Source organism: Campylobacter concisus, assembly GCF_003048985.1.
Lineage (GTDB): Bacteria > Campylobacterota > Campylobacteria > Campylobacterales > Campylobacteraceae > Campylobacter_A > Campylobacter_A concisus_AY.
On sequence record NZ_PIRS01000007.1, the window covers coordinates 47,163 to 69,455 of the forward strand.

Sequence of the window (22,293 nt, forward strand, 5' to 3'; positions counted from 1 at the left end):
CTCTACCTCTTTAGCCTATAAACTTTTGCCGCCCCATCAAGTATGACTGGCTCAAAGACCTTAGGATCATATCTTTCAAGCACGAAAAGCTGGATGTAGGCGCTATTTAAAATGCTCTCATCAAGGATGATAAACCTACCATAATCCCTCATAAAAATAACAGAAATGTTTGAGCTTTCATTATTTTTATACTCTTTTACATTTAGCTTGCCAGCCTCGTTGTAGTCGGTCTCTATGAAAGATCTTAGCGGTAAGACATTGCCATCATAGATCAAATTTGTGACATCACTTGTTAGAGTAAATCCGCCACTTAGCCTAATGCCCTTTTCGCTTTGCGAGATCGCTCTAGTGGTGATGAAAAGTCCGTTGTTTAAATTTTTACCACTTTTTAGATCGATCTTGCTAAACTGCAAAATGGTCGGGAAAATGCTAAGCATCCTATCTGGCAGATAATAATATATCTCTCTGCTCTTTGCTGGCAGGCTAAAATTAGCCTCTTTTATCTCGCTAAAAAACTGATCGGCGCTTAAATTTCTATCTTTTAAAATTTGAGCCAAGTTGCCGTTAAAGTGCTCTTTGAAATTTCGCTCAGTGTATTCTACATCAAGCCTTGCCATATTTGCCGAGCTCATCTCGTCGCTACCAAGCGCAAAGCTCACGGCAAAATTTTCACGCCCAAGGTGCTTTCCGCCGTCAATTAGCGTCTTAACATCGCTGTAATACCTGATCGGATATCCATAGTCCCACCACGCAAGCACGTAATCTTCGCGCCCTGCGATGCCTTTTAGCTTGTTTAAAATTTCAACCTCTTTATTTACAAAGACTGGCTCAGCCTTGTAGCCATAGATGTGAATGAGCGCTGGAGCAAGCACAAGAGCCGCTATGAACGCTCTTATGAGATTTAAAACAGCCTCTTTTAGCTTTAAATTTGCAAGCAAGAACTCCACTAAGTAGCCAAAGCCAAGCGCCATGATAGGCACGGCATAAATGGTAAATCTAAGGCCGCTTTTAAAGGCTAAAAAGCCAAGTGCGAGCATACCAAGCGAGACGGCAAATGAGCGGTGCTTGTAGCAAAAAAGAGCAACACCTGCAAGCGAGATCAAAAATGTGATGACATTTGCGCTGATCCTCTCACAAAATAGCGTAAAATCAACGACGCTTGACTCTTGGATAGTTTGATTGACATTAAAAAAGTGAAAGCTCATGCCGCCAACTTCAGGCGCATCTCTAAAGACGTAAAATTTAAGTTGAAAGATTATCGGATTTAGCCCGCCACGGATGACAAAAAAGACAAAGATAATTGCCAAAATGCCAAGAGCAATTTTTAAATTTATCACCTCTTTTTTAAATAGACAAAGTGCGTAAATAGCGATAACAGCGATAAATTTAAGCGTTAGATCAAGGTTTGAGATGGCAAGTAAAAGCAGAGAAATTTCAAGGTAAAAAAGTGGATTTTTCCTATCAAAAATGAGCGTGTAGAGTAAAAATAGCCCAGTTAAAATGCTAATAAGCGAAAAGGCGCTCATATACCACCACATATAGATAAGCACGCTTAAAGGCGCTATTATCAGGCTCTTTGCGTCCTTTTTCTCAAGCACTCTAACAAGCCCCCAAACGACAAAAACGCTAAGAGGGATGATGAGCATATCAGTGTCGTAGTAGCCTGCCATTGTGCGGTTGTAGTAGCTATTTGCGATCACTGCAAGAAGTGCAGCGATGAAGCCAGCCATTTTTGCTTTGTATTCATTTGCGATCAAGATAACAGGCACAGCCACAAGCGACGAGAAAAATACGCTCATATAAATCATCGCCGTCTCAAGCCTCACACCTAGAAATTTCACGATCCAGTAAGTAAGCGTCGAGAGCGGATAGCCGTAGTAGCTAAGGTCGTTTTCTTGATGAAAGCCTGCCAGCATATCCCTTGCGCCCTCGGCAAATGCATAGCCGTCGTTTGTGCTGATCATCAGCTCGTTGTTCCAGAAAAATACCGGATACTCGCTCGCCCAAAAGACCCAGTAAAGCCTGCAAACCATGCCAAAGATGACTGCGACAAATATCATAAGGTATAAAGAGTAATTTTTAAAAAACAAATTTCTATTCATTAGGATTTTCCAAAAAATTTATAAGCTCACTCGCTATATTTTCACTATCAAAAAATTTAGCCCGATTATACGCAACATTTTCAAAATTTTGCCTTATTTCTGGCTCGTTAAGCACTTTTATCATCGCCTCTTTCATCGCATTTTCGTCATCAACTGGCACTAAGATGCCAAACTCGCTCTCGCTCAAAAGCTCCTTTGCGCCGCTCTTATGTTCGGTTGAGATGATGGTTTTCTCGCATGCTAGTGCCTCCAAAAGCACATTTGAAAAGCCCTCAAAACGCGAAGCACAAAGCAAGCAAGAGGCGTTTTTTATATGCCTAAAAGGATTTTTATCAGTGCCAAGAAGCTTTACTCGATCGCCCACGCCAAATTTATCTATCAAATTTTGTAGCTCATCCTTTAAAGGCCCTTTGCCAAGGATGCCAAGAGTGGCACGAGGGTCGTTAATCAAAGCGATTATTTTTATTAGCATGGCTTGATTTTTACCGCTATCAAGGCGGCCTATGTTTATGAAAAATGGCTTAAAACCATCCTCAAGTGGCTCATCTTTTAGCAAATTTATAGTTTTTAGATCAAGGGCGTTATAAAGCACCTTTGTTTTTGCTTCGCTCATGCCAAAATTTCGCACCAGATCCTCTTTATTGCCAGCTGCATTTGCGAGGATTAGATCAGCCTTTTTATAAAGATGAGTGAGTAAAAATTTATTAACCCTGCCGCTTAGATCGTTTTTATATAAGATCGACGGGCAGCTTCGCTCGCTGATAACTAGCCTAGCCTTTAGCCCTAAAATCCTAGTAACCCCAGCGATATAGCAAGGGCGGTTCATCAGCACAAACTGCGTGTCGATGTTTAAGCTTTGACAAAGATTTTTATATTTAAAGGCAAGCATTGGCATCGCTAAAAAGAGCCTTGCAAGCTTCTTTAGCCCACTCTCGTAAGGATCGCTGTTTTCTATAAAGTGGATCTGCACCTCGCCTGGGATCTCGTAAGCGATGACCTTGCTCATTAAGACGAGATGAACTTCATAATGTTTAACCAAAAATGGCAGTAAATTTGCCACATTTCGCTCAGCCCCACCAGGCCCCATCGAGTATAAAAAAACGGCTAATTTTTTCACTTGCTAACAACCTTTTTTATAAATTCTCGCCACTGTTTGATGATATTTTCTTTGCTAAATAAATTTGCACTTTCACTGGCGTTTTTTGCTAGTTTTTGTCTTAAATTTTCATCTTTTAAAAGCATCTCAAGCTTATCTTTTAGATCATTTGCGTCGCCATTTTTAAAGATAAGCCCGTCTATGCCCTCTATAATAAGCTCTCTTGCGCCCACGGTGTCGCTACTTAGCCTAGCGCAACCAAAAGCGCCTGATTCTATTAGCACATTTGAAAGCCCCTCGCTTCGTGAGCAAAGAGTGAAAATTTTTGCCTCGCTATAAAGCCTGCTAACATCGCTCATATGACCTAAAAATTTGACGTTAAGCCCTAAATTTGACGCCATTTGCTTTAGCTGCACTTCTTGCCTGCCACTGCCTGCGATCTTTATCTCCCAGCCATCAAGCAAGCTCTTATCCACCTTGCTAAGCGCCTCAAAATAGATATCATAGCCCTTTACCGCCTCCAGCCTTGCCACGCTTAAGATGATGTTTTGCTTCTCGCAAATTTCAGACACGTCGATAAAAAGTGGGTTGTGGATGACCTCGCGATTTTTGGCAAATTGATAGTAGTTGAAGTCGCTTTTGCTTAGCACGCTTAAGCCATCTACAAATTTATAGGCAAGATCACGCATAGCGCTTGCGATTTTGCTTTTTAAGTAGCTGTGCTCGTGATGCTCGGTTGCTATTAGTTTGCTCTTTAGCCCAGCATTTGCCAGCACGCAAGCGACGTTTGTCCAGTCGATAAAGCTAATTATCAGATCAGCCCTTTGCTCTTTAAAAAGCGCTCTAAGAGCGAGGATTTTTTTAAATTTTAAAGCGAGCCCTGAGCCAGTGACGCTAAGGTTTATGATCTTTATCTTTTCACTAAATTTATAAAGTCCAAGGTCCTCTTCAAGAAGAGCGATAGTGATCTCATTATCTTTGCAAAGCTCGTTTGCAAGCACGTTTAGCACGCGCTCAGCTCCACCATTTCTAAGTGCGGCGATGACAAAAAGAATTTTCACTTTACACCTCCAAGCTTTAAAAGCTCCAGCCATTTTTTATAAATTTGCTCCACGCTAAACTCATCAAGTCTAGCTCTTGCGTTTTTAGCGAATTCGCCCATTTTTGTCTCATCTTGCAGCAAATTTGCAAGCTTTTTGCTCATCTGATCAGCGTCATTTATCTTGCAAAGCAAGCCATCAAAGCCATCTTTTATAAGCTCTTTTGCCCCGCTAGTCCTTGTCGCAACCCGCACGCAGTCGTAGTTTATCGCCTCTATCAAGGTGTTTCCAAGACCCTCGAAATTTGAGCAAGAGAGCAGCACCTTTGCCCTTTTATAAAGCGAGGCGATGTCGCTTACATTGCCTAAAAACTGGACATCAGCGCCCAAACTTTTGGCTAAATTTTCTAAATTTGCTCTCTCACCACCATCTCCAGCGACAACGAATTTATAGCCGCTTTGCTTTAAATTTGCAGCCACTCTTACAAACATTTCACAGTTTTTTATCTTATTTAGCCTGCCAACAAAGATGACTAAATTTTCTTTAGCAAAGCTCTCACTGCGTATCTCTTCAAAGAGTGGGTTGTAAATTTTCATCACATTTTTGCAAAATTTTGAGTAATGTCCTAGATCCTCGTCGCTTAAGACGCTAAGTGCGTTTGCAAATGGATAGCTTATGCGTCTTAGCACCTTGAAAATGGCTCTTTTTGGCGCAAGATAGTTTGTGTGCTCGCTTATGATTATAGGCGTTTTTAGACCCGCTGAGCTAAAGAGCACCAAGGTATTTACGGCGTCTAAAAAGGATATCACAGCGTCAAATTTGCCCTCTCGTATGAGCGCTCTTAAAGCAAGCACCTTTGAAACTCTCTTTTTTAAATTTCCAACCAAGCCAAGCTCATCAGCCCCAACGCCTAAATTTATGAGTTTCACGCCACTTGCTAGCTCGTAAAATGGCTCATCCTTGTCAAATTTAACAAGGCTTACATCATGATCTATACTAAATCTTGATGCGATCACCGCGCAAACTCGCTCCGCACCGCCACTTCCAAGCGTTGATGTGACAAATAATATCCTCATACGCCAAACCTTTGTTTTATATTCACTCTAAGCTTAGAGAGTGCTGGTAAAATGCCACTTGGAAGCGGACTAAGCAGCAAAAAAATAAACGCTTCTTTGCTAAATTTAATGCTAAGGCTTTTAAAGATACACCTTAACATCAGGCCATAATCGCCCGCTATTTTGGCGTAGTAAGCGGCGTTTTTATACTGCATAGCTAGAAATTTTGGCTCATTTTTTATAGCGATGTCGTAGTGTAAATTTGCTGTTTTGATGTAAGCGTTTGCCACGTTTAGCGCGTGTTTGCCAGCATTTAGCGTCGCACTATCGCTTCTTGCGATGCGGTAGATGTAAAGTGGCTTTTTAAGATAAAAGACATTTTTTTCAAAAAAGCGGATATAAAGCTCATTTTCGCCGCCAAAACTGCTCTCATCAAACCTAAAGCCGTCTATAAATTCACGCGAAAAAAGCTTAAAATACTCGCCATTTATCCGTCCGCAGTGGTAATCAATCTTGCTCATCGCCCCACTCTTGCTATACGGGCTTCTACCAGCTACGACCTCGGTCATCACGCCATCTTTTTCGCAGATCGCGTCTGCAAAAACGCACGAATACTCGCCACTTTTTAAAATTTCATAGCACTGGGCAATCGCCTCTGGTAAAAGCTCATCATCATCGTCAAGCAAGCAGATAAACTCGCCTGTTGCGTTGTCAAAGCCGTTGTTTTTGTTGCCATTTGGGCTCTTTTTGTGGGTGCTGTTTTTTACAAATTTGATCCTAGCGTCGTTAAAACTCTTGCAAATTTCACTCGCACTCTCGTCATCGCCGTCGTCAGTTACAACTATTTCTAAATTTTTATAGCTTTGAGCTAGAGCGCTTTTTATGGCCTTTTTTAAAAGCTCTGGACGCTTATAAGTCGCGGTTACGATGCTGATTAATGGCTCGCTCATTTAGCCCCTTTTGAAAATTCTCTCATAGCCTTGAAGCTTTTCAAGTCGTGAGAAAAGTATAAATTTAATTGTCTTTATATAAGCCTTTAAATTTGCGCTGTATCCTCTCTCAAGGCGCTCGCCCTCGATATTTGAGCTACTAAGATCAGTTGGATGCGCAAAAAGGTCGCAAAAATACATCTGCATATCATTAACGCCGAGCAAATAGTCCCAAACATCGGTCGTGCAAAGCGCACGTTTGTGAATTTCAAGCAAATTTTTAGCACTTTTTTTAGTTAGCACATAGGCCCCTGCTCTATAAATGCTTGAAAATGAGTGCTTTGAGACCTGCCAAAGTGGCTTAATTAGGCTACTATCCACCTTTTTACCAAAGGCGCTAAACCTGCCCTCTAGCCCATCTTGCATGCCACATATCAGCACGCTATTTTCTGGCATCTTGCTAGCTGCTAAAAAGGCCTCTTTTATGGCATTATCATCTCCTATCACGTCGTCTTCAAAGATGAGGGCAAATTTCGCCTCACTTGCCAAAAACGCCTCATAAGCCTTCACGTGCGAGAGCGAACAGCCAACCTCTGCTGGGCTTAAAACCTTGCCATAAGCTTTAAATGACGGCGAAATGATCTTGTAGTACTCCCTCGCGTTTAGCTCCCTGCCATCAACTGCGTCTATTAGCTTAAAGCTATCATAAGAGCTAAATTTCTGCTGCAAAAGCTCGCGCCTTTTGGTGTCTTTAGCCAAAGAGATCAGATAAATTTCATTCATTTAAGACCTTTTAAATTTTTTTAAAATTTTACGCCAGACTATGCCTCGCTCGAAGGCATTAAAAAACAAAAAATATCCCAAAACATAAGCTGCGCCGGCGTATATCGCAGCAAAGATAGCAAATTTTAGCCAGTTATCTAAGCTCACAAAGTCCTTGCAGACAAACATTGCAAGTACGCAAAGCGCAAAAACGGCTAAATTTTTAAAATAAACCCCGTAAAATGTGGTGAGTTTTACCTCTAAATTTAAGGCGGCATTTATGAGGTCAAAGCCGAGAATTCTTATGCTATAAAAAATGGCTGCGACGATGACGACACCATAAACGCCGTAGTCACTAAATTTAAGCAGTGCGATCTGCGCTATGATCGTGCTAACGCCAAGGATAGTGTTGGCAATGGCTGGTCGGCGAAGCTTGTTTGTCGCGCTATCAAGGTTAAAAAGCGAGAAAACAAAGCTTATAAATACGATAGGCACAAGCGTGATCATCGAGACGTTGTAGATAAATTTAACCTCATCTGCGCTTTTAAAAGGTAGCCAAAGCGTATAAAAATCAAGCCCAAAAACGACGAAAAATGCGGCTGGAGCGCTCATAACAAAGGCGATCACCTTCATTGAAAATTTAGCCTCTTTTATGAGGTCCGTGATCAAATTTTTAGAGTAAAGCTCGACAAATTTTGGCGCAAAGATACCGCTAAGCTGCGCCACGAAGCTCTCAAGTATGATAGGAGCGGCCTTGGCGACTGAAAGAAGACCAGTGGCGTTTGCACTTACAAAAATGTTGCAGATAAAAAGGTCCATGCCTGTTAAAAGTATGCGGTTTAGCGCATTAAAGCTGTTCCAAATGCCAGAGCTTAGAAGCTCTTTGATCTTAGAAAAGTCAAATTTGCTAAGGCTAAATTTTAGCTCTGGCGTGATGCGAGCTGACATAAAAATGGTGCTAAAAAAGACAAAAAGGCTAGCAACTAGCGCTGAAATGGCAATGTATGAAATGAACGGCTTAAAAAAGAAAAAGAGCGCTACGATGAGGGCTGCTAGGACCATGCTTGAGATGGCATTTCTGATGGAGAGTAGATAGAGCTTATTTGTCACAAACGCACAAACCGTCAAAACGCCGTTAAATAGCCCAACGCAGAAATTTATAAAGTAAAAAACAAGGGTCATTCTCACATCAAATAGCAAATTTTCAGGGACGTTTAAAAAGCTTTGTAAATTTAGTATGAAAACAGAGCTAAGCACCACGACAACGGCGCAAAAGAAGATATTTACAACAAGGACTGATGAATAATAGGTGTTTGCAAGGCTTAGATCTTTTTTGTGCCACGCGTGAGCGACAAAGCGCCCGCTGACCGAGTTTATGGCTACACTTACGACCGCTGCGTAGCTAACGATGGCGTTGCTAAGGCCTACAAAGCCAAATGCCTCGTTGCCAAGGCTTTTTAAGATAAATGGCGTAAGAAAGAAATTTATGCCCATTGATACGACAAAAACGACGATCGAGCTTATTAGATTGATTAGCATTAGACTTTTAACCTTTGAAATTTAGCCCAAAAGCTAAATTTGAAAAGAAAAAACCATAAATTTTAGCCGCCAAGCCAGATGGCAAGGCAGCTAAGTAAATTTTAAATTTAACGCTCACTTACAGCCTAGCGTCAGCCTCTGGGTAGATATTTTTTATATCATAAACCAAGTGGCCTTTTAGGTTGAGCTTTTTAAATTCATTGTGAGCTACGGCGATCACGATGCAGTCGTAGTCGTCTAGGTTATACTCTTTTACTAGATCAAAGCCGTACTCGTGTTTTACCTCAGCGCTATCAGCCCAAGGATCAGTCACATCGACCTTGCAGCCAAAGTCTTTTAGCTCATCAACCACGTCTATAACGCGAGAGTTTCTTATATCTGGGCAGTTTTCTTTAAATGTCATACCAAGAACAAGCACGCGCGCTTTGTTAATAAGTACACCTTTTCTTATCATTAGTTTTATCACTTGATCGGCTGCGTATCTGCCCATATCATCGTTGATGCGGCGACCTGCTAGGATCATTTCAGGGTTGTAGCCTACCTCTTGAGCTTTGTGAGTTAGATAGTATGGATCTACGCCGATGCAGTGACCGCCAACTAGTCCTGGGCGGAAATTTAAGAAATTCCACTTCGTGCCTGCAGCCTCAAGCACGTCTATGGTGTTGATGTGAAGCTTTTCAAAGAGCATCGCAAGCTCGTTTATAAAGGCGATGTTGATGTCGCGCTGAGTATTTTCGATGACCTTTGCGGCCTCTGCTACTTTGATGCTTGAAGCTTTGTGAGTGCCAGCTGTGATGATAGAACGATAAATTTCATCGACCTTGTCAGCGATCTCTGGAGTTGAGCCACTTGTGATCTTTTTGATCTTTGTAACAGTGTGCTCTTTATCGCCTGGGTTTATGCGCTCTGGAGAGTAGCCGCAGAAGAAGTCTTTGTTAAATTTAAGCCCACTCTTTTCAAGAAGTGGCACGCAAATTTCTTCTGTAACGCCTGGATAAACAGTGCTTTCATAGACAACGATGTCTCCTTTTTTAAGCACTTTTGCCACGCTCTCAGTCGCTTTTACCACTGGGGTTAGATCAGGGCGTTTGTTCTTATCTATCGGAGTTGGGACGGTTACGATGAAGAAGTTGCAACTTCTGATGTCATCTAAATTTAGGCTAAATTTCATGCCATTATCGATCGCTTTTTTCATCTGCTCGTTGCTAAGCTCAAGCGTTCTATCATAGCCACTTTTAAGCTCTTCTATACGTTTTGCATTTACGTCAAAGCCGACTACTTCGTACTTTTCACTAAAAGCTGCTGCTAGTGGAAGTCCCACATATCCAAGTCCTACTACTGCTATTTTCATTTCTCTTTCCTTTTTAAAATTTTTGGTTTTATTGTTTCTACACGTTCATAAATTCTTATCTCTGTGCCCACGCTTTGTGGGGTTACGATCTTAATGGGGCTAATGCCAGGCAAAATTTGGGTAAATTCATAATAAATTTGCCTCTTTTTATTTTTGCCATTGCAAGGCTTAAGCGGTTCATCATCTGCGCTAAATTCATAATAAACCCCGCTTTTATCCTCTTTTTTATCTAAGCCTCCGCCCTCTAGCATAGCAAATTCACAATCCGTTTGCACCTCTTTAAAAAATGCAACTTCATATTTAAAATAATCATGTGGCATCTTTGAGATGGGCAGCTCAAAAACCTGCTCTTGCGTCTTTGCCTCACTTTTGCCTGCTGCTTCGCTAGCTAAGAGCGCAAATGGCAGCAAAAAAGCTATGAGAGATAAAATTTGCCTCACGCTTTGACGCCTATCTGAAAATACTTAAAGCCATGCTCAGCCAAAGCTTTAGCGTTATACTGGTTGCGTCCGTCAAATATGACAGCGTTTTTTAGCCTCTCTTTGATCTCCATAAAATCAGGTGATCTAAACTCGCTCCACTCCGTCACAAGCACCATAGCATCGGCGTTATCAAGAGCGTCATATTTATTTTTAGCATATTTCACATCTAAATTTGGCATATATTTTTTAGCTTCTTCGCTTGCTTTTGGATCGTACGCCACCACTTTTGCGCCAGCTTCGTCTAAAAGCTTTATCAATGTTAGCGAGCTAGCCTCTCTCATATCATCGGTATTTGGCTTAAACGCAAGCCCCCAAAGTGCGATCGTTTTGCCCTTTAGATCGCCGCCAAAGAAGTTATAAATTTTATCAAAAAGTACTCTTTTTTGAGCCTTATTTCTTGACTCGACCGCGTTTAAAAGCTCTGGCTCAAAGCCATTTTGTCTAGCTGTGTAGATGAGCGCCTCGACGTCTTTTGGAAAGCAGCTACCGCCGTATCCGCAGCCTGGGTAGATGAAGCTATATCCGATCCTTGAGTCGCTGCCGATGCCCTTTCTTACTAAATTTACATCAGCGCCCACGCGTTCGCAGATATTTGCTATCTCGTTTATAAAGCTTATTTTGGTTGCTAACATCGAATTTGCAGCGTATTTTGTCATCTCGGCTGATTTTACGTCCATGCAAATGAGCCTATCGTGATTTTTCATAAATGGCTCATAAAGCTCTCTCATCACGCTAAATCCCCACTCGCTGCTAGCTCCGATAACTACGCGGTCTGGCTTTAAAAAGTCCTCAACCGCCGCGCCCTCTTTTAAAAACTCTGGGTTTGAGACGACTTCAAATTTAACATCTACATTTCTCTTTTTAAGCTCAGCCTCGATCACCTCATGCACCTTAGCTCCAGTGCCCACCGGAACGGTTGATTTATCAACTACGATTAGCGGTTTGCTTAAATTTTCTCCGATCGATTTCGCAACTGATAGGACATATTTTAAATCCGCCTGTCCATCAGCGCCCATAGGTGTGCCAACTGCGATAAATAGCACATCTGCATGCTCTAGCGCATCAGTTATCTGCGTGCTAAATTTAAGCGAGCCATTTTTGTAGCACTCACTCACGATATCAGCAAGCCCTGGCTCATATATCGGCACGACACCATTTTTTAGCGCTTCGATCTTTTTGCTATCAACATCGACGCAGATCACGCTGTTGCCCATCTTAGCAAAGCATGCACCACTTACTAGCCCAACATATCCAGTTCCGATTACTGCTATTTTCATGCTTATCCTTAAATTCTCTTTTCCCACTCAAGGGCAGTTTTTATGATTAGCGCTAGATCGTCTCTTTTTGGCTTCCAGCTTGTTAGCGAGCGTAGTTTGCTTGCATTTGAGATGAGGATAGCTGGGTCGCCGTCCCTTCTTGGCGCATTTAGCACCTTAAAATTTACTCCGCTTACTTTTTTTGCGGTCTCGATGACCTCTTTTACGCTAAATCCCCTACCATATCCCACGTTAAAAGTTTCGCTGCCATTTTGGCCGATATACTCCAGCGCGCTTATATGGGCGTCTGCTAGATCGCTAACGTGGATATAGTCTCTTACGCATGTGCCATCTTTTGTCGCGTAGTCATCGCCAAAGATACCCATACTCTCGCGCTTACCAAGGGCAGTTTGCACGGCTACTTTTATAAGGTGCGTGGCGTTTGGATAGTTTTGACCGATAAGCCCCTCTTCGTCTGCGCCTGCTACGTTAAAATAGCGCAAAATCGCAAATTTGAAATTTTCATTTGAAGCGGCGTAGTCTTTGATGATCTGCTCGCTCATAAGCTTGCTTCTGCCGTATGGATTTATCGGGTTTGTAGGCGTTGTTTCGCTTACCTCTGCCACATCTGGCTCGCCATAAACTGCAGCAGTCGAGCTAAATATAAATTTATTTACATTGTAAGTTTTTGCGTATCTTAGCACCCTTGCGACGTTTGCGGTGTTGTTTAGATAGTATTTTAGCGGTTCGCTCATACTCTCAAAGACCTCGATAAACGCTGCAAAATGGATGATCGCATCAAATTTGCCATTTGCGAAAATTGCGCTTAGATCATCCTCTAAATTTGCGTTTATAAATTTGAAATTTCCTATCTTTTGGAGTGCCTCAAGTGCTTTTTGTGAGCCCTTGCAGAGATTGTCGATGATGGTTATCTCATCTTTGCCTTGCTTTAAAAGTGCTTTTACTACGTGGCTGCCGATGTATCCAGCTCCACCTGTTACTAAAATTTTCAAGTTTAAGCCTTTCATTAAAAGTGTGTAATTTTATCAAAAATAGAGTAAAGCAAAAGTAAAGCAAGGTTAGTTTTTAAAATTTGCCTAAAAGCTGCAAAATAGATATTTATCTTTATAAATTTAAAATAGACTTACAATCTATTTTAAATTTAATCTTTATAATCCTTCATCTACAAAAAAGGATAAAAATGAATGTCTCGATCTTAAATTTACTGCCTATTAAACAAGGCGGTGATGCAAAAGCTGCCATAGATGCAGCCGTTAGACTAGCTATTTTTGCTGAGGATATCGGCATAAATCGCTACTGGGTTGCCGAGCATCACAACATGAAAAACTTAGCAAGTTCAGCCACGCAGCTCATCATCGCGCACATCTTAGAGCACACAAAAAGCCTGCGCGTGGGCTCTGGCGGCGTGATGCTGCCAAACCACAGCCCCTACTCTATCACCGAGCAGTATGCCACCCTTGAGACGATATTTCCTAACCGCGTCGATCTTGGGCTAGGCAGAGCTCCAGGGACTGACCAAGAGACAGCTGCGGTGCTTAGACGAGGTGCAAGAGAGATAGAATTTGACCTACAGATAAACGAGCTAATGGACTATTTTAACGCCAAAAGAGCCGTAAAAGCCTATCCAAAAGTAGACAAAATTCCACCCATCTACATACTTGGCTCAAGCATATATAGCGCATACGTGGCGGCTGAGTTTGGCCTGCCTTACGCCTTTGCGTCGCACTTTGCACCACGTGCGCTAGAAAAAGCGGTAGAGATTTATCGTCAAAATTTCAAGCCATCCCAGTTTCTTGCTAACCCTTATGTCATCGCAGGAGCAAACGTGATAATAGCCCAAAGTGACGAGCTAGCAAAGAGTTTAGCAACTACGCAAACGCAGTTTTTCTTAAACGTAGTCACTGGCGAAAAAGATTATTTGCAGCCACCAAAAAAAGATAACGACGAGGTCTTTGCTGCCTCTTACAAAACAGGTGCCAAAGCTCCACATTTTGGGCCGATCGACTTTAGGCAAATAGAGCTAAAAAATAGAGAAAGAGCCGTCACCGAAGAGATGATGGCGTGCTCTTTCATAGGCTCAAAACAAAGCGTTAAAGAGCAAATTTTAGAGTTTCAAAATAGACTTGAAGTCGATGAGATCATGGCTCAAAGTTTCATTTTTGATGAGGAGGCGCAGCTTAGCTCTTTTAGGGCGTTAAAAGAGATCGCGGATGAAATTTAATCCTCTCTAACCCTTAAAAATATAGGAAATCTTGGCTTGCCATTAGAGGTTAAATTTTGAAATTTATATGTGATAATAGAGCCTATCTTTGGGGGATTTGTGCGCTGCTCGTCGCTTAGTCCTGAGCCTATTTTAAAGATAGTGCCCTCTTTTGGCTCGCCAGCTTTTTCTTTATCATCTTTGCCACCAAGCGCCTTGCAGGTGAGCGAGCCAGCAAGATTTGCGTATTTGCCACTGCCTTTATTTATTGAGACCACCTCGCACTCAGCATCTTTAAATTTCTTAAATTTAAGTGCATTTTTGCTTCGTTTTCGCTCGTATGGCGCATTTGGCTCACGCACCACAGCTCCCTCGCCGCCTTTTGTGACAATGTCCTTTGTAAATTTTAAAAACTGAGCGTTATCACACACTTTTATCTGTTTTATGATGATTAAATTGTCATTTGGCTCATTTTTTAGAAATTTAGCCAAAACTTCAAGCCTACGAGGCAAGCCACCACTTACCTCTGGCACGTCAAAAACGTGAAATTTAAGCCTGCCCCACGCCTTTTCATCTGGCAGCTTATCCATCACGGTCGCTTGGATTTCTTCAAATTTAAGCCCCTTTGCGTAAAGCTCACCATCGAGAGCAAATTTAGGGAAATTTTTAGTAAAACTTTGCGGTGCATTTAGCCTTTTACCCTGCCTTGAAAGCAAATTCTCTCCGTCCCAGTAGGCACGCACGCCGTCAAGCTTCTCGCTAGCTAGCCAGCCTGAAACATTTTGGTCTTTAAATTCGCTAAGGCGCAGCAACTCAAGCTTGCCCCGCCCTGCTCCAAAGGCAAAGCTAAGGCAAAATACCAAGAAAAGGGCTATAAATTTCAAATTTTTATGCCGTAAAACTCGCTATACCACTCGACAAATTTAGCCACGCCGTCGTTTACTTTTGTGTTTGGCTTGTAGTCAAAGTCAGCCACCAAATCACTCACGTCTGCAAATGTCGCTGGCACGTCGCCTGCTTGAAGTGGGAGGAAATTTTTCTTGATCTCGCGGCCGATCTTTATCTCAACTGCCTTGATGTAGTCCATGAGCTCGACTGGGCTATTGTTGCCGATATTATAGACCTTAAACGGCGCTTTTGAAGTGGCAGGGTCTGGGTGCTTTGCGTCCCAAGCTGGATTTGGCTTAGCTGGGTTGTCTATGCACTTGATGATGCCCTTTACGATGTCGTCCACGTAGGTAAAGTCGCGCTTCATCTTGCCATAGTTAAAGACGTCGATGCTCTTATCTTTAAGTGCGGCATCAACGAACAAAAATAGCGCCATATCAGGGCGTCCCCATGGTCCATAAACCGTAAAAAAGCGAAGTCCAGTCGTTGGCACGTTAAATAGGTGGCTATAAGTGTGCGCCATCATCTCGTTGCTCTTTTTGGTCGCTGCGTAGAGGCTTATAGGGTGATTGACCCCCTCGTGCGTAGAAAATGGCATGTTTTCATTTAGGCCATAAACTGAGCTAGAGCTTGCATAGACTAAATTTTTGATCTCATTGTGGCGGCAGCACTCGAGGATGTTCATAAAGCCTGTGATGTTGCTGTCGATGTAGGCTTTTGGATTTATAAGCGAATAGCGAACGCCAGCTTGTGCGGCTAAATTTACCACTACGTCAAATTTTTGCTTCTCAAAAAGCTCTTTCATCGTCTTTTCATCAGCAAGGTCAGCTTTTATAAATTTTAAATTTGGATGAGTTTTTGAGGCGATAAGCTTGCCGTAATCTATCTCGCTCACGTCAAAGCCAGCCGTTTTTAGGCGTGCAAGCTTTAAATTTACGTCGTAATAGTCATTTATCACGTCATATCCAACGACCTCATTCCCACGAGCCACAAGGGCATTTGCAAGGTGAAATCCTATAAATCCAGCTGTTCCAGTTACTAAAATTTTCATATTTTTCCTTTCATTTTGACTTATTCGTCGTCTAAATTTATCTCAGGCACTTTCTCTTCAAAAAGTGTCTTGCTTTTTGGCTCTTTTGGCTTTAGATCGCTTGCTTTTTTAAGTAAACCGCCCAGCATATCGCGGTTTAGCTCCTCTTTGCTAATCGGCCTTACATCATCAAATTCACTAAATTCCAAAGCCTCTTTATCTACCTTTATCTCGTAGTCTAGCTGTCCGCTAAGCCTTGCTAGCTCGTCGCTTATCGCAGAGCAAAAGACCTCGCTGTATCCCCTATGAGCGCAGTTTTTGGCTAAAAATTCACTCATTACGCTTAGGTGATTTATGTAGTCATCTTGCAAGATATTTGCCTGCAAAAGCTCAAATTTCAAAAATAGCCAGTAGGTATTAAGCACGTCGCTTTCGCAGTATTCGTTTATCTTATCAAGCTCGCCTGCGTAGTATAGCTCAAGCACCTGATCGCCGTGCACGTCGTATTTACCAGGTAAATTTAAGCTAGCACAAAGCGTATCGAGCTTTAGCCCTCTCACACTCCCAAAATCGCTTATAAAATCAAGCAGATCAAGGTGAAATTTAGGCGAATATCTTGCCCTATAATTTTCCCATTTGTTTTTGTTTAGCTCTTTATTTTCGCTCTCGTAATATGCCGCTGCGTTTAGGTTGTAGCGCATCGCACGCACCATAAGCATTGGCAGGTCAAAGCCACGGCCATTAAAGCTAACGAGCCTTGGGTTATAATCATTTATAAATTTTAAAAATTTAGCGATTATCTCGCGCTCGTCCTTGCCCTCCATCGTGCTAACTTTTAAAAATTTGCCGTACTCATCGGCCATCACCGCAGAGATCGCGACCACTCTATGAAACATCACGGGCAAAAACTCACTCCCACTGACCTCTTTTTGCAAGGCCATCGCCTGCACGCTCACATCTTCGTCGCTTCCATCGATGCCGTAAATTTTTCTTATCAAATTTGCATCAGGTATCGTCTCGCAGTCAAAGACGCAGATGTAACTTTTCGCCATTTTAGCCCTTTTTTAAGCATTTTTTTTTAAAATCATACCAAAAATTTATATTTAAAGTAGCCAATGCAAGATAAAAATCAACTAAAAATAGCCATAGTAAAGCTTTCGGCACTTGGGGACATCGTCCATGCAGCCATCGTGCTTCAGTTTATCAAAAAGCACTGCCCAAATGCTCACATCACATGGCTAGTTGATGCCCGTTTTGCAAGCCTTTTAAAAGATCATCCCCTAATCGACGAGCTAGTCGTTTTGCCGCTTAAAGAGAGCTTTAAAAAGAGCTACAAGATCATAAAAACGCTTGGTAAATTTGACAAGATCATCGACCTGCAGGGACTTTTCAAATCAGCTGTCGTCGCAAAACTACTTGGCAAAGAAATTTATGGCTTTAGCAGAGAAAGCGTCAAAGAAAAGATCGCAGCCAGGCTTTATAGGCATAAATTTAAGATCGACTACAACGAAAATATCATAGTTAGAAACCTATGCCTTGTTGGATACGCTCTAAATTTTAGCTTTGAAAAAAGTGAAATTTTAAAAAAATCGCCCTGCTTTGAAATTTGTAAAAAATTTAAAAATGAAAGTGGTAAAAAACGCGTTTTAATCGCTGCATTTGCAAGCGAAGAGAGCAAAATTTATGACAAATTTAAAGATGTGATTAGACTGCTTGAGGGATGCGAAATTTACCTTTGCTACGGGAGTGAGAGCGAAAAAACAAGGGCTGAGGCGATCATTTCAGGCACCAAAGCAAAACTGCTTGAAAAGCTAAGCATAAAAGACATGATAGATTTTATCGCGAGCTGCGATCTGGTAATCGGCAATGATAGCGGTCTAACGCACCTTGCATGGGCTGTAAATAGGCCTTCTATCACGCTTTTTGGTAACCGACCAAGCCACCGCAATGCCTATGTCACGGACAAAAATCTTGTCGTTGATATGGGCAAGCAAATAGATGCCAGAAGCATCGACAAAAACGACTTTTGCATAAGAGAAATTTACCCTGAAACGGTTGCAAATTTCGCAAAAAGGCTGCTAAATGGATAGGCTCTATCTAGCTGGCTTTTATACTTTGAAATTTCTTATATTTATATTGCCAAGCTCGCTTCGAAACATGCTTGCTAAATTTTTAGCATTTGCGTTTATGAAGCTTAAAAAAAAGCGTTTTCATGTCGTGATGACAAATTTAAACCTTGCTTTTGGTGAGACAAAGAGCAAAGAAGAGAAGCTAGAAATCGCCAAAAAATGCTACTACAACTTTGCAAAATACCTTGGTATAAATTTCATCCTCAATCAAAACACGACAAAACAAAAGATACTTAAGCAAGTTGTTTTTAAAAATGAGCACTTTTTGCTTGATGCGATGAAGTCTAGCAGGCCTATCATCGTCACAACTGCCCACTTTGGGCAGTGGGAGATATTTGGCCTAGCTGTTGCAGCTCATTTTGGGCCATCTTCAGTGCTTGGAAGAAAGCTTGATAGCAGCGTCATGGATAAAATTTTAAGAGCAAATAGAGCGCAGTTTGACGTGGAGCTAATCGACAAAGATGGCGGAGCGAAAGATATCTTAAAAGCACTAAAAGCTAGGCGAATAGTAGGAATTTTAGTCGATCAAAATACCGCGCCAAAAGATGGCATAAAGGTGCAGTTTTTTGGCAAAGATGTGCTTCACACGCCAGCTGCAAGCGTGCTAGCTCAAAAGACAAATGCCCTTATCATAAACGCATTTATCTACCAAAAAGATGAAAATTTAAGCGAAATTTGCTTTGAAGAGCCTATTGATATAAGTACTTTTGACAAAGAAGATGCTGTGCAAAAAGTGACGCAGATGCAGTGCAGTGCGTGCGAGGAGATGGTTAGAGCAAGGCCTGAGGAGTACTTTTGGTTTCACCAAAGGTTTAAGAGATTTTATGAAAATGAGTACAAATGCTAAGCGTTGTTATTTTGACTTTTAACAGCGAAAAGTACCTAAAAGAGGTGCTAGAGAGCGCTAAATTTGCCGATGAGATCATCGTGGTTGATAGCGGCTCAAAAGATAACACAAGGCAAATTTGTGATGGCTTTAGTAACGTGAAATTTCACGAGCAAGCTTGGCTTGGATTTGGCGCGCAAAAGCAAAAGGGCGTGGATCTAGCTAAAAACGAGTGGGTCTTTGTACTTGATAGCGACGAGGTGATTACAGACGAGCTTAAAAATGAGATCATTGGCACGCTAAAAGAGCCTAAATTTATGGCTTACAACGTTGCTAGGCTAAATTTTTTCTTTGGCAAAGCGATAAAAAATATGGGGCTATATCCAGACTACACGGTGAGGCTTTTTAATAAAAATTTTGCCAAATTTGATGGCAGAGCCGTGCATGAAAAGGTTGTTTTAAATGACGACTCACAAAGGCTTGGAGCGCTTAAAAACCACTTCTTGCACTACGCGTATGAGAGCATCGAGCAGTTTATCGCCAAGCAAAATCGCTACTCAAGCATGGGTGCAAAAAGAAATTTGCTAAAGGCGCTTACAAGCCCGGCATGGACATTTTTTAAGCTTTACGTGCTAAAAGGCGGCTTTAAAGAGGGCTTTGCTGGCTACGTTATCGCTAGACTTTACGCCCAGTACACATTTTGGAAATATATAAAATGAAAATACTTGTGATTAAATTTAGAAATATAGGCGATGTGCTTTTGACAACGCCACTCATTGAAAACCTGCACCACTACTACCCAGATGCGACCATTGACTTTGCCCTAAATAAAGGCACAGAAGCGATGATAGAAGGCAATCCTTATATAAATAAAATTCACATTTACGATAGGCAAAGTGCAAATTCTGGTTTTTTTAAAAAGCTAATGACCGAGCTAAAATTTATAAGAGCGATCAAAAAAGAGAAGTACGATATGGCGGTGCAAACGACCACTGGAGACCGCGGCGTCATCATCTCAAAATACGCCAAGATCAAAAAGATAGTTGGCTTTTTAGGCAAGCACAAGGCGATAAATAAGCTTTTGAGCGTAAAAGCAAAATACTACGAAAATTTCTCGCACACGGTTGATCTAAATTTAAACGCACTAAGAGCTTTGGGCTTTGAGCCGGTTAGTAAAAAAGTGAGCGTTTTTTCAGACGAGAGCGTGGAGTATCTAAATTTACCAAAACGCTTTGTGCACGTGCATCTAACAAGCCGCTGGATGTTTAAATGCGCAAACGACGAGAGCATGGCAGAGCTTATAGACTACTGCGAAAATGAGCTTGGCGTAAAGGTCGTGCTAACAAGCGACAACAAAGAAAATGAACTTGAAAAACTTGCAAGCGTGCTAAAAATTTGCAAAAGCGAGCCTATAAATTTAGGTGGTAAGCTAAGCCTAAAACAAACGATCGCCCTCTCAAAGCGCTCAAGCCTATTTATAGGCGTCGATACTGCCATCATGCACATAGCTGCGGCAAATGACGTGCCAGTGATCGCCTTTTTTGGCCCTAGCGGAGCTTTTGAATGGGGACCATGGGATAATAGCTTGATGCAAAATGGCTACACAGCGCAAAATGGCATCCAAAGCATGGGCAAGCACACCGTCTATCAAAAAGACTGGGACTTTGTGCCTTGCGACAAAGAGGGCATAAAAGAGCACGGTGTTGAGAATACTTTAATGGACTTTAGCGATGAGATGTCAGAGATAAAAGAAAAGATAAAACAAATTTTAAAAGGAGAAATATGAAATCACTAATTACCCCCCCCATTTTATCACTAGAGACTACTCTCACATAAAACTTAGCTATGTTACGCATTTTTATTGCGATCAAAATGATATAAACTCTGTCCTAAACTTATTAAATGTTTATGCAAAATATGACTCCGAATTGCTGGATATTATGGAATTTATCATAATAGATGACGGCTCGCCATTAAAATATGAAATACCAGATTTTAATCTAAATTTACGCTGGATAAAAATCAATGAAGACATAAAATGGAACCAAAGTGGAGCAAGAAATTTAGGAGTTCTAAGCGCAAAAAGTGATAAATTGATAATCACAGACTTAGATCATATCTTTTATGAAGACACATTAAAATTTATGGCAAACCACGCCTTTAAGGAGCATGAAATTTATAAATTTAGATGAACACATATCCATAGAAATAACTTTATATCAGGCAACTATCCATCTCATGGAAACGTCTTTGCAATGAGCCGAGGTGATTTTTTAAAATATTTTGGCTATGATGAAGAATTTGCTGGAAATTACGGCTATGAAGATAACTTTTGTGCTGAATATTTTGATGCACTTGGTTTTAAGAGAAAATACATTACAAAGAAAAAATATTTTTACAGGGAAAGAGACGATAACGATGTTAATCGCAAAAGTTCATATCACTCATTAAACAGAGATGATTCACAAAATAAAATAATTTATGAAAAGAAAAAAGAAAAAATGAAGAAGTATGGTGCAATGGTAGCACATTCAAGAATGTTTCTAAATTTTACTTGGCATGTTTTAAGCGAACAGTTTAGAAATAACATCCCAGAAAACACTATAAAAAAGAAATTTTGGCTTTTGAATTGGAGATGATAAATTTAAGATAAAAGATATAGACATTTCAAATAGCAAAAACAAGAATAGCTATATTTTGAGATCAAAAATTTCTCTATCTTTTTTGATCTCACTAATTAATTGAAAAAATTTAATTAATGTTTTAAAACGGAAATTTTAGTTCTAGCTCCTAAGAAAAGCATAAATAGACCCCAAAAAGTCATTTTGATATATAAACATAGTCTTTTTAAGCCACTTTTCGTCGCGCTTTGTCACTATGCGTTTTATCTCCTCTAAATTACCATCGGCCTTGTTTATGCCACGCTTTGTTGTGAAAAATGCCTTGTAGCCATGCTTTTTAGCAGCATTTAGATACTCGTCATTATATTTGCCTCTTGGCCAGCAAAGTGCCTCATCCTCAAAGCCAAAATTTTTCTTCATAAACTCACGGCAAAGACCAAATTCCTCATCCAAGCTAAGCTGCCCAAAATATCCATCAAAATGCCCGTGCGTATGCGAGTGAAAGCTAAAACAATCACTCATCTTCTCGATCTGCTCTAAATTTAAGATCACGTCTTGTGGTCTGCTAGGAGCCGCATTTTTACACTCACTATGGCTGCCATTTAGGAAAGTTCCACGACTTATCTCATGGGCCTTTTGCGCTGCTTCTATCCAGCCAGTAACTATAAACATATTTGCTTTTAGTCCAAATTCTTTCACGATAGGATAGGCATAGATGTAGTTGTCCATCCAGCCATCATCAAATGTTATACAAACGCTCTTTTTAGGCACCTCAAGCTCGCCTTTTTTATATGCGATAAATTCATTTATACTTAACGTTTTATAGCCATTTTCAGCTAGAAATTTCATATGCGATTTAAACTCATCCACGCTACTAGCGATAAATCCGCTCTTTTCAAGCACGTGGTGATACATTAAAACTGGTACGCTCATTTTTGCCTTTTTATAAAGTTTTATTTTTATTTT

General features: G+C 41.1%; 22 protein-coding genes. 7 read left to right on the top strand and 15 right to left on the bottom strand.

Going from position 1 to position 22,293, the window contains the following annotated elements:
- Nucleotides 1-2 precede the first annotated feature (2 nt).
- The 11 genes from CVS91_RS05910 to galE all read right to left on the bottom strand — a co-directional run bounded on the left by CVS91_RS05910 (nt 3) and on the right by galE (nt 12,625).
- Nucleotides 3-2,102, bottom strand: coding sequence for an STT3 domain-containing protein (locus CVS91_RS05910; protein WP_107830947.1), 2,100 nt, complete (start codon nt 2,100-2,102; stop codon nt 3-5).
- Nucleotides 2,095-3,219 (bottom strand): glycosyltransferase, encoded by a 1,125-nt coding sequence (locus CVS91_RS05915; protein ID WP_107830949.1) that lies wholly within the window; start codon nt 3,217-3,219, stop codon nt 2,095-2,097. The genes CVS91_RS05910 and CVS91_RS05915 overlap by 8 nt, the downstream gene beginning before the upstream one ends.
- Nucleotides 3,216-4,259, bottom strand: a complete 1,044-nt coding sequence (locus tag CVS91_RS05920) for a glycosyltransferase (protein ID WP_107830951.1) — start codon at nt 4,257-4,259, stop codon at nt 3,216-3,218. Before CVS91_RS05920 ends, CVS91_RS05915 begins: the two co-directional genes overlap by 4 nt.
- A complete protein-coding gene (locus tag CVS91_RS05925; protein ID WP_107830953.1) occupies nt 4,256-5,314 on the bottom strand; it encodes a glycosyltransferase in 1,059 nt (352 codons plus the stop codon). Before CVS91_RS05925 ends, CVS91_RS05920 begins: the two co-directional genes overlap by 4 nt.
- Nucleotides 5,311-6,243, bottom strand: coding sequence for a glycosyltransferase family 2 protein (locus tag CVS91_RS05930; RefSeq protein WP_107830955.1), 933 nt, complete (start codon nt 6,241-6,243; stop codon nt 5,311-5,313). The genes CVS91_RS05925 and CVS91_RS05930 overlap by 4 nt, the downstream gene beginning before the upstream one ends.
- On the bottom strand, nt 6,244-7,005 hold the full coding sequence (locus CVS91_RS05935; protein WP_107830957.1) for a glycosyltransferase family 25 protein: 762 nt from the start codon (nt 7,003-7,005) through the stop codon (nt 6,244-6,246).
- On the bottom strand, nt 7,006-8,523 hold the full coding sequence (locus tag CVS91_RS05940) for an MATE family efflux transporter (protein WP_107830958.1): 1,518 nt from the start codon (nt 8,521-8,523) through the stop codon (nt 7,006-7,008).
- A 118-nt stretch (nt 8,524-8,641) separates the two neighbouring features.
- On the bottom strand, nt 8,642-9,874 hold the full coding sequence (locus CVS91_RS05945; protein WP_002939912.1) for a nucleotide sugar dehydrogenase: 1,233 nt from the start codon (nt 9,872-9,874) through the stop codon (nt 8,642-8,644).
- Nucleotides 9,871-10,314 (bottom strand): ecotin, encoded by a 444-nt coding sequence (locus tag CVS91_RS05950; RefSeq protein WP_107830959.1) that lies wholly within the window; start codon nt 10,312-10,314, stop codon nt 9,871-9,873. Before CVS91_RS05950 ends, CVS91_RS05945 begins: the two co-directional genes overlap by 4 nt.
- Nucleotides 10,311-11,633 (bottom strand): UDP-glucose dehydrogenase family protein, encoded by a 1,323-nt coding sequence (locus CVS91_RS05955; protein ID WP_107830960.1) that lies wholly within the window; start codon nt 11,631-11,633, stop codon nt 10,311-10,313. Before CVS91_RS05955 ends, CVS91_RS05950 begins: the two co-directional genes overlap by 4 nt.
- An 8-nt stretch (nt 11,634-11,641) precedes the next feature.
- Complete coding sequence (gene galE, locus CVS91_RS05960; protein WP_107830961.1) at nt 11,642-12,625, bottom strand: UDP-glucose 4-epimerase GalE; 984 nt, start codon at nt 12,623-12,625, stop codon at nt 11,642-11,644.
- 188 nt (nt 12,626-12,813) lie between these two features.
- Between galE and CVS91_RS05965 the strand changes: the two genes are divergently transcribed.
- A complete protein-coding gene (locus CVS91_RS05965; RefSeq protein WP_107830962.1) occupies nt 12,814-13,854 on the top strand; it encodes an LLM class flavin-dependent oxidoreductase in 1,041 nt (346 codons plus the stop codon).
- Here CVS91_RS05965 and CVS91_RS05970 read toward each other — a convergent pair.
- From CVS91_RS05970 to CVS91_RS05980, 3 genes are read right to left on the bottom strand one after another with little or no spacing between them, the layout of a single operon-like run.
- Nucleotides 13,851-14,717, bottom strand: a complete 867-nt coding sequence (locus CVS91_RS05970; protein WP_107830963.1) for a DNA ligase — start codon at nt 14,715-14,717, stop codon at nt 13,851-13,853. The genes CVS91_RS05965 and CVS91_RS05970 overlap by 4 nt on opposite strands.
- Nucleotides 14,714-15,772, bottom strand: a complete 1,059-nt coding sequence (locus tag CVS91_RS05975; RefSeq protein ID WP_107830965.1) for an NAD-dependent epimerase — start codon at nt 15,770-15,772, stop codon at nt 14,714-14,716. The genes CVS91_RS05970 and CVS91_RS05975 overlap by 4 nt, the downstream gene beginning before the upstream one ends.
- A 20-nt stretch (nt 15,773-15,792) precedes the next feature.
- Entirely contained in the window at nt 15,793-16,803 is a 1,011-nt protein-coding gene (locus CVS91_RS05980; RefSeq protein WP_107830967.1) for a 3'-5' exonuclease, read from the bottom strand.
- A gap of 63 nt (nt 16,804-16,866) precedes the next feature.
- Between CVS91_RS05980 and waaC the strand changes: the two genes are divergently transcribed.
- From waaC to CVS91_RS06010, 6 genes are all read left to right on the top strand, one after another.
- Nucleotides 16,867-17,841 carry a lipopolysaccharide heptosyltransferase I gene (gene waaC, locus CVS91_RS05985; RefSeq protein WP_107830969.1) on the top strand — a complete coding sequence of 325 codons (975 nt, stop codon included), beginning with the start codon at nt 16,867-16,869 and terminating at the stop codon, nt 17,839-17,841.
- The gene (locus CVS91_RS05990) at nt 17,834-18,727 is read left to right on the top strand and encodes a lipid A biosynthesis lauroyl acyltransferase (RefSeq protein ID WP_107830971.1); all 894 of its coding nucleotides are present in this window, start codon (nt 17,834-17,836) and stop codon (nt 18,725-18,727) included. Before waaC ends, CVS91_RS05990 begins: the two co-directional genes overlap by 8 nt.
- The gene (locus CVS91_RS05995) at nt 18,721-19,425 is read left to right on the top strand and encodes a glycosyltransferase family 2 protein (RefSeq protein WP_107830973.1); all 705 of its coding nucleotides are present in this window, start codon (nt 18,721-18,723) and stop codon (nt 19,423-19,425) included. The genes CVS91_RS05990 and CVS91_RS05995 overlap by 7 nt, the downstream gene beginning before the upstream one ends.
- Nucleotides 19,422-20,492 (top strand): putative lipopolysaccharide heptosyltransferase III, encoded by a 1,071-nt coding sequence (gene rfaQ / locus CVS91_RS06000; protein WP_107830975.1) that lies wholly within the window; start codon nt 19,422-19,424, stop codon nt 20,490-20,492. The genes CVS91_RS05995 and rfaQ overlap by 4 nt, the downstream gene beginning before the upstream one ends.
- Before the next feature lie 154 nt (nt 20,493-20,646).
- Nucleotides 20,647-20,898: a glycosyltransferase family A protein gene (locus CVS91_RS06005; protein ID WP_103653529.1), complete on the top strand. Its 252-nt coding sequence runs from the start codon at nt 20,647-20,649 to the stop codon at nt 20,896-20,898.
- A 63-nt stretch (nt 20,899-20,961) separates the two neighbouring features.
- Nucleotides 20,962-21,345 (top strand): hypothetical protein, encoded by a 384-nt coding sequence (locus CVS91_RS06010; RefSeq protein WP_103639208.1) that lies wholly within the window; start codon nt 20,962-20,964, stop codon nt 21,343-21,345.
- A 144-nt stretch (nt 21,346-21,489) separates the two neighbouring features.
- On the opposite strand, the gene CVS91_RS06015 is transcribed toward CVS91_RS06010, so the two are convergent.
- Entirely contained in the window at nt 21,490-22,260 is a 771-nt protein-coding gene (locus tag CVS91_RS06015; protein ID WP_107830977.1) for a polysaccharide deacetylase family protein, read from the bottom strand.
- Between the last annotated feature and the right edge of the window lie 33 nt (nt 22,261-22,293).

Bases quoted from the DNA above. Each gene is read 5' to 3' on its own strand.
- CVS91_RS05910 (WP_107830947.1), bottom strand. From the start codon at position 2,102: ATGAATAGAAATTTGTTTTTTAAAAATTACTCTTTATACCTTATGATA.
- CVS91_RS05925 (WP_107830953.1), bottom strand. From the start codon at position 5,314: ATGAGGATATTATTTGTCACATCAACGCTTGGAAGTGGCGGTGCGGAG.
- CVS91_RS05930 (WP_107830955.1), bottom strand. From the start codon at position 6,243: ATGAGCGAGCCATTAATCAGCATCGTAACCGCGACTTATAAGCGTCCA.
- CVS91_RS05935 (WP_107830957.1), bottom strand. From the start codon at position 7,005: ATGAATGAAATTTATCTGATCTCTTTGGCTAAAGACACCAAAAGGCGC.
- CVS91_RS05940 (WP_107830958.1), bottom strand. From the start codon at position 8,523: ATGCTAATCAATCTAATAAGCTCGATCGTCGTTTTTGTCGTATCAATG.
- CVS91_RS05945 (WP_002939912.1), bottom strand. From the start codon at position 9,874: ATGAAAATAGCAGTAGTAGGACTTGGATATGTGGGACTTCCACTAGCA.
- CVS91_RS05955 (WP_107830960.1), bottom strand. From the start codon at position 11,633: ATGAAAATAGCAGTAATCGGAACTGGATATGTTGGGCTAGTAAGTGGT.
- CVS91_RS05965 (WP_107830962.1), top strand. From the start codon at position 12,814: ATGAATGTCTCGATCTTAAATTTACTGCCTATTAAACAAGGCGGTGAT.
- CVS91_RS05975 (WP_107830965.1), bottom strand. From the start codon at position 15,772: ATGAAAATTTTAGTAACTGGAACAGCTGGATTTATAGGATTTCACCTT.
- CVS91_RS05980 (WP_107830967.1), bottom strand. From the start codon at position 16,803: ATGGCGAAAAGTTACATCTGCGTCTTTGACTGCGAGACGATACCTGAT.
- waaC (WP_107830969.1), top strand. From the start codon at position 16,867: ATGCAAGATAAAAATCAACTAAAAATAGCCATAGTAAAGCTTTCGGCA.
- CVS91_RS05990 (WP_107830971.1), top strand. From the start codon at position 17,834: ATGGATAGGCTCTATCTAGCTGGCTTTTATACTTTGAAATTTCTTATA.
- CVS91_RS05995 (WP_107830973.1), top strand. From the start codon at position 18,721: ATGCTAAGCGTTGTTATTTTGACTTTTAACAGCGAAAAGTACCTAAAA.
- rfaQ (WP_107830975.1), top strand. From the start codon at position 19,422: ATGAAAATACTTGTGATTAAATTTAGAAATATAGGCGATGTGCTTTTG.
- CVS91_RS06005 (WP_103653529.1), top strand. From the start codon at position 20,647: ATGGAATTTATCATAATAGATGACGGCTCGCCATTAAAATATGAAATA.
- CVS91_RS06010 (WP_103639208.1), top strand. From the start codon at position 20,962: ATGAGCCGAGGTGATTTTTTAAAATATTTTGGCTATGATGAAGAATTT.
- CVS91_RS06015 (WP_107830977.1), bottom strand. From the start codon at position 22,260: ATGAGCGTACCAGTTTTAATGTATCACCACGTGCTTGAAAAGAGCGGA.